The organism is Acinetobacter sp. CWB-B33 (assembly GCF_039655955.1).
GTDB lineage: Bacteria > Pseudomonadota > Gammaproteobacteria > Pseudomonadales > Moraxellaceae > Acinetobacter > Acinetobacter bouvetii.
Genome location: NZ_JAGFEU010000003.1, coordinates 420,164 through 431,701 on the forward strand (window position 1 = coordinate 420,164; position 11,538 = coordinate 431,701).

Here is an 11,538-nt window from a genome sequence, read left to right on the forward strand (position 1 = left end):
CATGGCGCTGATACTCCCGCTTATTTCTTTTCTTATCGGTTTTTTTGGTGCCGAGGCGCTGAAGCCATGCAGATCCTTTTTGGCCTCTTTGCTGGCGCGGCTGCTGATTCCTGCCGTGATTGTTTACAACATGGTGTTTTATCAGCAGGGCAGTTTATGGCTGATCGGCTTCAGTTTCGCCGCCTCGCTGATTTTCTACAGCCTGTTCTACTGCTTCAGTAAAGACAAGCTCCGTGCATTGTGCTTCAGCTATTTAAATGGCGCTTGGCTGGGTTTTCCCTTTGCTTTGGCGGTGTTTGGCCCCAAAGCCAGCGCGACCATTGTTGCGCTGTATATCGGCGGCTCACTTTTTGGCAATATTTGCGCCGTAATGGCGGTCAGCACGGCGAAACAGGATGTCCGTTTCATTATCAAAAATGTGCTGCTGTCGCCGCCAGTGATTGCTTTGAGCCTAGCCGCTGTTTTATCAATGTGGGATTTCAGCGCTTTTGAACATCACCCTGCCGTACAGTGGGCCTATGCCTTGAATAAAGTGCTGGTGACTTTTTCAGGCATGTGCGTCTTGGGCATGTGGCTGAGCAAAGTGCGCATTGGCTGGCAGGATTTAAGGCGCAGCTTGATGCTGATTTGCAGCCGCATGCTGCTGGCGGCAGGATTATGTGTGGGGGCGTATGTGCTGCTGCCGATTCCGCATGTGCAGCTGACGTATGCAGTGATTTTTATGTTTTTCTGCCTGCCGCCTGCAGCCAATATTGTGGCGCTGGAAACGCATTATCAAGGTACGGGGCATTCGGCCAAATATATCGCTTCGGGGACCATTGCCAGCGCTATGATTATTTCAATCTATGGCTTGTTGCTGCATTTTTTTATGCAATTTTAACTGCCCAGCGCTATCAAAATCACGATTAGCAAAGCCAGTGTTGCGGCGCATTTAGTTGAAGCTGAGCTCTTTGCGGATCTGCCAATCGCGGAATAAGGCATAACAGATTGCGATACCAATGATGCCTGGGAAACCCATTTGACCTTGCAAAAGGCTGGCAAGCAGTATCAAGATCATTAATATGAATAAAACCCGATAGCTTGTGCGAAAGCCAGATGTTAAGGGGAAGGTCATTTTTTCTTGGCATGAAGGACAGCTGATTTTTTGAAATCCCAAGAAGGATCGAGTCGGTGTTTCTGTAAATGTATGCTGACATTCGGGGCAAGTGACTCTGAGCGGGGACAGCGCCATATCATTCTCTTTTTATTATTAAAGTAATTAGATTTAAGTAGTGAGGAGGTAATCACTAAAAATATATTACCTCCTGCAGCGCTTATTTCAAGCTGTCTTTAAACAGTTTCATCGCCTGGCCGCGGTGGCTGATTTTATTTTTTTCTTCTTTAGACAATTCCGCGCTGGAGACATTCAGTTCCGGCAGCCAGAACAGCGGGTCATAGCCAAAACCATTTTCACCTTTGGCTTGTTCTAAAATTTCGCCTTGCCAAATGCCTTGGAAAATTTGCGGCAGTGGGTCTTCTGCATGTTGCACTAAGGCCAGTACACATACAAACATGCCTTCAATGGCTTCACCGTTTTTACGCAGCGGTTTCAGCTTGTGCAGCAGTTTTTCATTGTTGGCCGCATCATTGCCATGTTCGCCTGCAAAGCGTGCAGAATAAATGCCTGGCGCACCGCCTAATACAGGCACGCAAATGCCTGAGTCATCAGCAATCGCAGGCTTGCCGGAAATTTTAGAAGCATGGCGGGCTTTAATAATGGCATTTTCGACAAAGCTGAGGCCGTCTTCGATAGCGTCTTCAATATTCAGTTTGCCTTGAGGAATCACTTCAACAGGAAGCTTCAGTTCTGCAAACATTTTTTCAAATTCGGCAATTTTGCCTTTGTTGTTGCTGGCAAGAACGAGGGTGCCTTGGGATAGCCAATCTGTTGAAGACATTGTATTGTGCCTATGCTTGGTAAAAGAATGCTGTATTTTAACTTATTTTTGATTGGGCGGATGCGCTTAATCTGCAAGGCCGCTGCGCGTAATCTGGAAAATAATCCGGGAACTTGAAAAGAAGAATGCCTAAAATGATCCGTCATGCCAAGATTGAAGATGCCGCTGCCATAGCGTTGCTGATAGAACCCTATATTGATGACTTTGCGGTTAATCAATCGGGGCGGGAGAAATTGAATCAGGAGGCAATAGAAAAGCTGCTGCACACTGAATTCATCCATTATTATGTCTATACGCAGCATCAGCAAATCTGTGCGGTGATCGCTTATAAAGAATCAGGCCATCTCATTCACTTTTTTACTGCGCGCCCTATGCAGAAACAGGGCATCGGCAGAAAATTGTGGAATTTTATTGAAGCGGAGCTTCATCAGAGTGGAACATCCTGCATCACTGTCAATTCCAGCTGCTCTGCCCAGCCCGTGTATGAAAAATTAGGCTTTCACAGCGTTTCAGCAGTCATTGAGGCGAACGGTTTGCGTTTCATTCAAATGCGGAAAGCTCTCACTGCGTAGATAAGCATGCAAAAGGCGCAATCACAGACAATAAAAAAGCGCCCGAAGGCGCTTTTTAGAATCAGGCAGAATTACTGCGCTTGAATCCATTTGTCAGCACGGTCACGCGCCTGACGGATCTGGTCCTGCGTTAAGTTGGCGGCCAAAGCGGTTTTCTTGCCTTCAGACAAGCTAATCACTTTATTGTCCAGCATGCCGTCACGGGTAGACAGCTCATACCATTGGTAAGCGCCAACAAAGTTTTTCTTCTGCTCTTCCATCATCGCCAAATTGAAGCTGGCGCGGTTGTCGCCGCGGCTGGCCGCTTTTTCAAAGTATTGGCGGGCAAGCGTTTCGTCTTTTTTCGTACCCATGCCGTCTGCCAGCATGCGGCCAACGTTCAGCTGAGCGGCGGAAAGGCCTTGATCAGCTGCCGCTTTAAACCAAGCGAAGGCTTGACGTTCATCTTTAGCAACGTCTTTGCCGTATTGATATTTTGTGCCTAAATAGAATTGCGCGCCTGCTTGGCCTGCCTTAGCCGCTTTGGTCAGGCTGTTAATGTCCATCACAGAATACTGCGCAGCTTGGCTCGCAACAGATGGCGCTGGAGCAACATAGTCTGCATGGGCCTGAACACAAAACAGTCCAGCCAGCAATGTTGAACCTAATAATAATTTTTTCATAAAGCGCTCACTCGATAAATTGCGACTTCACCAAACAGATTCGGGATATGTTTACTGAGTAAACTGCCTTGCTGATCCCCATTCACGGCAAGTCGGTTAATAATCCGGATATTATTCTCTGCGCACAGCGCTTCAAAATCACGGAATGTACATAAATGAATATTCGGGGTGTTATACCACATATAGGGCAAAGCTTCTGAAACAGGCATTTTTCCTTTTAACGCCAAGAAAGAGCGGGTCTTCCAATACGCGAAGTTCGGAAAAGTAATAATCGCCTGTTTCCCCACACGCACCATGTCTCTTAATAAGACGTCAGGCGCATCTACAGCTTGCAAAGCTTGCGCCATCACTACATAGTCAAAAGACTGGTCGGCAAAACGGCTTAAACCTAAATTTAAGTCCTGCTGAATAATATTTAACCCGCGACTGATGGCAATTGCAATCTTTTCTTGATCAAGCTCTAAGCCGTAAGCGCGGATGTTATGCTTTTGGCTCATATGCGCCAGCAGTTCGCCGTCGCCGCAGCCCAAGTCTAAAACCTTAGAATCGGGCTTGATCCATTTCTCAGCCAGTTGATGATCGATACGCATTAAACAGCCTCCTTCGGTGTCGCTTTGAGGTGTTCTTCACCGCCTAAAAATGCACGTAAGGATTTGACATATAAAGGAATAGGGAACAAGAATGAATCGTGGCCCTGTTCTGCGTTAATGTCTAAATAACTGACAGGCTTATGGCTGCTGATCAGGGCATCCACAATCTCCTGAGAGCGTTGCGGCGTGAAGCGCCAATCCGTCGTAAATGAAACGACTAAGAACTTGCATTTGGTATTGTCCATCGCTTTTTTCAATGACTGCTGATACTCGCGGGAGGGATCAAAATAGTCCAAAGCTTTGGTCATAATTAAATAAGTGTTGGCGTCAAAGTTGCGGCTGAACTGCTCGCCTTGATAGCGCAAATAGCTTTCGACCTGAAATTCGACATCAAAACCATACATGAATTTGCCCGATTTTAGGTCGCGGCCAAATTTCTGCTTCATGGCTTCTTCAGATAAGTACGTAATATGGCCGACCATGCGCGCCAAAATCAGCCCGCGTTTGGGGTAGCTGTCATTTTCTAAATAGCGGCCGTTGTGAAAGTCCGGATCAGACAAAATGGACTGGCGCGCCACTTCGTTAAAGGCAATATTCTGCGCAGACAATTTTGGCGCGCTGGCGATAATCACGCATTTTTTTAAACGGTCAGGATAATCCACTGACCACTGCAGCGCCTGCATGCCGCCCAAAGAGCCGCCAATCACGGCATACCATTGCGCAATGCCCATCCGGTCGGACAGCATGGCTTGAGTTTTAACCCAATCCCGCACTGTGACCAATGGGAAATCTGGGCCATAAGGCCGGTTGTCATTTTCAGGGTTGGGAGAGGTTGGCCCCGTAGAACCGCTGCAGCCGCCAATATTATTCAGCGCAACGACAAAGAATTTTGAGGTATCAATGGCTTTGCCTGGGCCAATGCAGGCATCCCACCAGCCCGGTTTTTTATCATCTTCTTGATGATAGCCCGCTGCGTGATGATGGCCAGACAGCGCATGGCAAATCAAAATAGCATTCGACTTATCGGCATTCAGCTCGCCGTAAGTTTCCACCATCAGTTCAAAGCGCGGAAGAATCCGATCGCATTCGAGCTCTAACGGCTCTTCAAAAGAAAACTTTTGCGGGGTAACTAAGCCCACTGAGTCAGCTGGAAAAGACACAGGAAATATTCGCCTTAAATCTTTGGGATTAATAAACAAAAGGATACCACTTGGGGTACCCTTTCTAAAGTTTTTTATCAGATAAGATTTGATCTGATTAAATTAAACTGCCGCGGCCATCACTTGTTCAGTGCTTAACACGCCTTGTTCAATTAAGCGGTTGGTGCTGGCAATAATCGCTTCAATCGATGAGGTGACAATGTTGTCATGCACGCCGGCGCCGAATGCCGATTTGCCTGTGCCTTTCACTTGAAGCTCAATCAAGGCCAAGGCTTTGGCATGCGCGCCAGAGCTGATGCTGCGCTCTTCATAATTCAAGACATCAATCGGCAATTGCAAGGCGTTCAAGATGGCAGAAATCGGGCCATTGCCTTCACCGCGCAAGCGCTGAGTTTCACCGTTGATTTCCACATCAAGCTCAATTACCTGATTGCCGTTGTCATCTGACAATCTGTAGTTTTTCGCTGAGTAATGAGTATCTTTAGCCGCCACATAGGTATCTTTGAACAAGGTCCAAATTTGCTGCGCGGAAACTTCAACGCCTTCTTCATCCGCCACTTGCTGCACAATTTGCGAGAACTCAATTTGGATGCGGCGCGGCAACACCACGTTGTAGTTTGATTCCAATAAGTAGGCGATGCCGCCTTTGCCAGACTGCGAGTTCACGCGAATCACTGCATCATAGTCGCGGCCCAAATCTTTCGGGTCGATCGGCAAGTAAGGCATATCCCAAATTTCTTGATCTTTTTGGAATTCAAAGCCTTTTTTAATGGCGTCCTGATGCGAACCGGAGAAAGCGGTGAAGACCAAGTCGCCTGCATAAGGATGGCGCGGGTGTATCGGCAAGCCTGTGCATTCTTCAACAGTGGCAATGATTTCATTGATGTTGGAGAAGTCCAAGTTAGGCGCCACGCCTTGGGTGTACATGTTCAAGGCAATGGCTGCCACGTCCACGTTGCCGGTGCGTTCGCCGTTGCCGAAGACACAGCCTTCTACACGGTCTGCGCCAGCCATAATGGCCAATTCAGAGGCTGCAATGCCGCAGCCGCGGTCGTTATGGCAGTGCACTGAAATGATGACGCCATCACGGCGCTGAATGTTGCGGTGCATCCATTCAATCTGGTCGGCATAGATGTGCGGGCCAGAGACTTCAACGGTTGCAGGCAAGTTCAAAATGACTTTGTTGTCTGGCGAAGCTTCCCAAATTTCAGTCACTGCATCGCAGACATCTTTAGCCACTTCCAATTCAGTGGCCGAGAAGCACTCCGGGCTGTACTGAAAAATGAATTCAGTTTCAGGCTGCTTGGCCGCATATTCTTTCACTTTTTGCGCGGCGTTGATGGCCAGCTGTTTCGCGCCGGCCACATCGACATTCAAGACTTTTTGGCGGAATGTCGGAGAATTCGAGTTATAGATATGCACAATGGCGCGCTTAGCGCCCTGCAAAGATTCAAAAGTGCGCTGAATCAAATGATCGCGCGCCTGCACCAAGACTTCGATGTAGACGTCATCTGGAATGTGGCCGCCTTCAATCAATAAGCGGGTGAAATCAAAGTCGATTTGCGATGCGGAAGGGAAGCCGATTTCAATATGCTTAAAGCCGATTTTCACCAGCATTTGGAACATTTTGAATTTTTGCTCAATGTTCATCGGTTCAAAAATAGCTTGGTTGCCGTCACGAAGGTCGGTGCTCATCCAAATTGGCGCTTGATTGATTTCGTTATTTGGCCATTGGCGGTCAGGTAAGTCGACGCGCTGGTACATACGGCGGTATTTTTTGCTTGGATCAGCCAACATCATGAGGGAACTCCTTGTGCAGCATCGATTGTGTCAGGTCGTGAAAACAGCAACGGCTACTAGTATAGATTGTGTCTATTGTATCCATTTACAAGTCTGAATTCGGAGGGCTTAGCCTAAAGCATTAAAAAAACCTTTTGGGATTCTAGAGGCTTAGCTGTGCCGCAGCTCTTGCAAATCTATAACTAAATCTTAAGGCACTTATTCCGGAAATAATTTCCTATTTTTGCGCTATAAGGATAAATGAAGAAAAAATTTTCCTGTGATTTGGTTATTTTTGAAAAATATATTCTTCATTAATTTGATTTACGGCTGCTGTTCCCATCAGCGCCATCGTAATTTCAAATTCTTCTTTCAATATTTTAATGACATGCGCGACGCCCAATGCGCCGGCGCTGGCCAAGCCGTAAATGGCTGGACGGCCAATCAGCACCGCAGAAGCGCCCAAAGCAATGGCTTTAAACACATCTGAGCCGCGGCGGATGCCGCCGTCATACAGCAGCGGGAAATCGGCCGGCACGGCTTTTTTGATCAGCTGCAAAGCGGTCAGCGGGGGGATGCCGGTATCTAAAACCCGCCCGCCGTGATTGGAGACAATGATGCCCTGCGCCCCGTGCTGAATCGCCAGTTTTGCGTCCTGCGGATGCAGAATGCCTTTTAAAATGACGGGCAATGAGGTCTGCTGCGCCAGCCAAGCAATGTCATCCCAGGTCGGCGCGATTTTCATCAGGCCCTTAAAAACAGGATGATCGCCTTGCTTGAGTGCGGGCAGGGGAATGTGCGCAGGCGTATGCGGATGCTGCATGCCTTCAGGCAGATGGAAAAAGACGCTGCGTTCACGGTCGCGGATGCCGGTGTGCGGTGAATCTACTGTTACCACAATGGCTTTAAAATTCTGCGCTTCCGCCAGCTGGACCAAGGCCCGTGATTTTTCCCGGTCACCTTGCCAATACAGCTGAAACCATTTGTAAGGGTTTTCAGCTTTCAGCGCGCGCATATCGGTATTGCTGAAATTGCTCAGCACCATATTGCTGCCCAGCACTTCAGCGGCCAGCGCGCAAGCTGCTTCTGCATCGGGATGGAACTGCTGCTGATGGCCAATCGGCGCTAAAAAAATTGGATGCGGGAAGGTTTGCCCTAGAATTTTGCATTCCGTGCCGCCTTGCGTTAAGTCTCGCAGCATGCGCGGCCATAAATGGATATGCGCAAATTGATCTAAGTTATTGCGCACACTGGCTTCATTCATTGCACCGCCTTGCAGATACTGCCAGACCATCTCCGGCAAATGTTTCTGCGCTTCCTGTTCATAGTCGGCAATGGTTTGCAGGTAGGGCGGAATTTGAGTCAGCGGCGGGAGAATGGCAGTCTGGTTCATAGCTCAGCCCATTGGCGCAATAAGTTATGATAATGGCTGGTCAAATTGACGGTTTCTTCGCAGTCGCCCAATTTTTGACGCAGCTGGATAATGGTCATATCTAAATTAAACAGCATGGAGCGCTGCCAGTCATCTTTCACCATGCTTTGAATCCAAGTAAATGATGCGATGCGCGCGCCTTGCGTGACCGGTTCAACGCGGTGCAGGCTGGTGGCTGGGTAAACAATGGCATCGCCGGCATCCAGCTTGACTTCATGCGCGCCGTAAGTGTCTTCAATCACCAGTTCTCCGCCTTCGTATTCATCGGGTTCCGACAGGAAGATGGTCATGGAGACATCGGTCCGAACGGCTTTATTTTTTTCTGCATAGAAGTGAACGGCATTGTCGACATGATTGCCGTAATGCCCTGTGTCCTGATAGCAGTTGAAAAGCGGCGGCAGGATGTCCTTGGGCAAGGCAAAGGATTGAATCAGGGCGCTGTGCTTAATCTGCTGCAGGACAAACTGATTCAGTTCCTGATACAGCGGGCTGTCTAAATTGATCTGCAGGTTATTCTTAATCTGCTGCGCCTGGCCGCCGGCGGTCTTTTTGCCGGATACCCACTGGTTATCCTGTTCCATGGCTTGGCGGATAGATTGGACTTGTTCTTTGCTGAGGACATTCGGAACATGGAGCAGCATGGCAGTGGCCTGATCGGTAAATTGCGGGTAGATACAAGCATAAATAAAAAAAGCCCTAATACAAGATTAAGGCCTTTTTTATTCTTCTTGACTTAGAATTTAAAGTTGAACGTTAAGCGGTAATTGCGTTCAGCGCCAGCAATATAGCGCAAGCCGCCGCGGTTAATGCTGGAAATGTAGTCTTCATCAAACAGGTTGTTGATGTTCAGCTGGATGCCGACATTTGGGGTGGCTTGATAACCGATCATTGAATCAAAAACCCAGTAGTCTGGAATCACTGAAGGCCCAACCGCATTGCCGTCTTTACTTTTGGTCATTTCGCCGTTATAGCGCGCGCCGCTGCCAATGCTCCATTTGTCCATGCTGTAGGTTGTCCACATTGTGAATGCATCAGATGGGGTAAATGGCATATTGCTTGAACCATCTGCAGAAACCAATTGGCTGCTGGCCGCTTGAGTGACGTTTTTGATGTCTGTTTTTTGATGGGTATAGCCGGCAGTGACTTGCCAATGGTCATTTAAGCTGCCGATCACGCCGAGTTCAACGCCTTTAACGGTCTTTTCACCGGTCTGGTAATAGAGTTCGCCGTCTTTTTCCAGTTCATTCGTCAGCTCAGTTTGGAAAAGCGCACCCGTTAACAGCAAGCGGCTATCCAAGAACTCCCATTTTGCGCCCACTTCGACAGTATTGATTTCTTGCGGATCGAGTTCTAAGTTGTTATTGCTGCTGGCCGATCCTGACGGCGCAAAAACGTTTGCATTGCCAATACCGTCACCGCCGGTAATTGTGCCAGGGGCTTGCTGCTGGACTGCATAGTTGGCATACAGGCTGCCATTCGGCGTTGGCTTGTAAAGCGCGCCGACTTTCCAGTTGAATAGATTGCCGTCATCTTTTAGGTTAACCGCTTCATATTTTGCCGGCTGGCCTGATGCCGCTGTATTCACAAAAGAATCAGAATCAAGCTTATAGCGGTCTAAGCGGATGCCGCCATTTACTGAAAATTTCGGTGAAAGTGCAATGGTGTCGAAGGCAAAAATAGAATAAGTATCCATCTGGCCTTCAGAATCACCATTGCCGTTGGTGTTGCGCACTAGCGCCGTATGTACGGTGCCTTGCGGGTTATACAGTGAGTTTGTTCCAGTGACAGTCGCCGTCCAGCCTCGGGTTTTCATTTCTTCACGAGTAAATTCAACCCCTGTGCTGACATCATGTTTGAGCCGCCCCGTATTGAAGCTTGTGACTAAGCTGGTTTGGTTCGTGATGATTTCATTTTCAGTATCGCCGTTGTTTGCGCTGCCTGAAACACGCATGGCGGATGCATCATTCGGATTGGCTGGATTGGTCGTGGTGTACGCATTGCCTGAGAAGGTGCTTAGGTACTGGTGCTCAGTTTTACCCCAGCGCGCGGTATTGGCCAGCTTGGTTTTTTCAGAGATATCGTATTCAATACGGGCGGTTGCCATATCTGCGGAAACATCATCAAAGTCTTCCGGAGCGCCATAGTAATTGGACGTATCCACTTTATGGCTGTTCAGATAATTGGCTAAACTTTTAATCGCCGCATTGGTGCTTTTATTGGCATCAAAACCGGGCAGGCCCACAGTCGGGATGCCGCCATCCAGTTTGTTATCCTGTTCCGTATGTAAATAATCTAAAAATACCCGCAAGTCTGTGCCTAAGCCAAAGCCCAAAGAAGACGCGATGGCCCATTTTTTATTTTCCACGCCGTCACGGCCAATGCCGTCTGCGTTTTCCCCCATCGCATTCAAGCGGATGGCCGTGGTTTCATTAATTTTTTTATTCAGGTCTGCCGTTGCACGGTAGTAATCATCTGAACCGAAGCCTAGAGTTGCACTGTTTGAATCTTCAAGATTTGCATGCTTGGTGGAAAGGTTGATTGAACCGGATGCAGCCGTACGGCCATTATCGGTGCCGGCCGGGCCTTTAAATACTTCGATTTGCTCATAGTTGAACATATCCCGCGTCACGTTGCCCAGATCACGCACGCCGTCAATAAAAATACTGTTGGCTGTGTCAAAACCGCGCATAGTGACGGCATCACCCGTATTCATTCGGCCATTTTCTCCCAAAGAAAAAGTGCCTACACCGGGAACGTTGCGCAATGCTTCGGTCAGGGTGGTGGCATTTTGTTCTTTTAAGACTTTTTCAGGAATAATGGCAACAGTTTGCGTCGTATTCAGAACAGGCTGAGTGAACTTAGCCGAGCTTAACGTATCTTTTTTATAAGCGTTCTCAGCGGCAGCTTCCACCTGAATGGTCGGAAGGCGCGTTGACTGCTGTTCTGAGTCAGCGGCATGCGCAGTCAGCGGCAATGTTGCTGCCAGAGCAACGAGAGATACTGTTTTACTGTGTTTGCGGCTTTTAATCTGTGCCATGGTGAAGTCCTGAAATCGTAAGGAAAGAACCATTGCTGCATCGATGTTCACAACTCCATGAAGCAACAATGGATGAATTGTTATGGCCTGTAACAATTGTGAGTGAATTCTATTGATAATAGTTATCATTAACAATATTAAAATCATTTATTTTTATTCGAAAAAAATGTTTAAACAAAGAAAGGCTATTTGTAAAAACAATTAAAAAAATGCATGTTTGGTGATGATTTTTATCGGTTTTTTACTAAAAGATAAAATTTGTTTGAAAGTGTTTGGCTTTCTTGGAAAGCAGAAGGGAGGATTTTTTTATTTTTTCGCACCGTTTTTTCCGGCAAGCTAGAGCTTTAAAGCTGCACAGCAAAAACGCTG

The 11,538-nt window shown here is 47.8% G+C and carries 10 protein-coding genes; 2 read left to right on the plus strand and 8 right to left on the minus strand.

The features are described 5' to 3' along the window. Nucleotide 1 precedes the first annotated feature (1 nt). Nucleotides 2–880 (plus strand): hypothetical protein, encoded by an 879-nt coding sequence (locus JZ784_RS11410; protein ID WP_005007331.1) that lies wholly within the window; start codon nt 2–4, stop codon nt 878–880. Between the two features lie 433 nt (nt 881–1,313). Here the strand turns inward: JZ784_RS11410 and rdgB are convergent, their stop codons facing one another. Continuing rightward, nucleotides 1,314–1,937: an RdgB/HAM1 family non-canonical purine NTP pyrophosphatase gene (rdgB, locus tag JZ784_RS11415; protein ID WP_346314946.1), complete on the minus strand. Its 624-nt coding sequence runs from the start codon at nt 1,935–1,937 to the stop codon at nt 1,314–1,316. A 134-nt stretch (nt 1,938–2,071) separates the two neighbouring features. On the opposite strand from rdgB, the gene JZ784_RS11420 reads away from it, so the two are divergent. After that, nucleotides 2,072–2,509: a GNAT family N-acetyltransferase gene (locus JZ784_RS11420; RefSeq protein WP_346315047.1), complete on the plus strand. Its 438-nt coding sequence runs from the start codon at nt 2,072–2,074 to the stop codon at nt 2,507–2,509. 71 nt (nt 2,510–2,580) lie between these two features. Here the strand turns inward: JZ784_RS11420 and JZ784_RS11425 are convergent, their stop codons facing one another. The 7 genes from JZ784_RS11425 to JZ784_RS11455 form a co-directional block, all read right to left on the minus strand. Further along, nucleotides 2,581–3,171, minus strand: coding sequence for a tetratricopeptide repeat protein (locus tag JZ784_RS11425; protein WP_005007340.1), 591 nt, complete (start codon nt 3,169–3,171; stop codon nt 2,581–2,583). Further along, entirely contained in the window at nt 3,168–3,761 is a 594-nt protein-coding gene (metW, locus tag JZ784_RS11430; protein ID WP_005007344.1) for a methionine biosynthesis protein MetW, read from the minus strand. Before metW ends, JZ784_RS11425 begins: the two co-directional genes overlap by 4 nt. Continuing rightward, nucleotides 3,761–4,921, minus strand: a complete 1,161-nt coding sequence (locus tag JZ784_RS11435) for a homoserine O-acetyltransferase (protein ID WP_005007345.1) — start codon at nt 4,919–4,921, stop codon at nt 3,761–3,763. The genes metW and JZ784_RS11435 overlap by 1 nt, the downstream gene beginning before the upstream one ends. A gap of 102 nt (nt 4,922–5,023) precedes the next feature. Beyond that, on the minus strand, nt 5,024–6,721 hold the full coding sequence (leuA, locus tag JZ784_RS11440; RefSeq protein WP_005007347.1) for a 2-isopropylmalate synthase: 1,698 nt from the start codon (nt 6,719–6,721) through the stop codon (nt 5,024–5,026). Between the two features lie 268 nt (nt 6,722–6,989). Further along, nucleotides 6,990–8,093 (minus strand): alpha-hydroxy acid oxidase, encoded by a 1,104-nt coding sequence (locus tag JZ784_RS11445; RefSeq protein ID WP_346314947.1) that lies wholly within the window; start codon nt 8,091–8,093, stop codon nt 6,990–6,992. Continuing rightward, nucleotides 8,090–8,773, minus strand: a complete 684-nt coding sequence (locus JZ784_RS11450; RefSeq protein WP_005007350.1) for a Fe2+-dependent dioxygenase — start codon at nt 8,771–8,773, stop codon at nt 8,090–8,092. Before JZ784_RS11450 ends, JZ784_RS11445 begins: the two co-directional genes overlap by 4 nt. Nucleotides 8,774–8,865: 92 nt before the next feature. After that, the gene (locus JZ784_RS11455) at nt 8,866–11,169 is read right to left on the minus strand and encodes a catecholate siderophore receptor Fiu (protein WP_346314948.1); all 2,304 of its coding nucleotides are present in this window, start codon (nt 11,167–11,169) and stop codon (nt 8,866–8,868) included. Nucleotides 11,170–11,538: the final 369 nt, after the last annotated feature.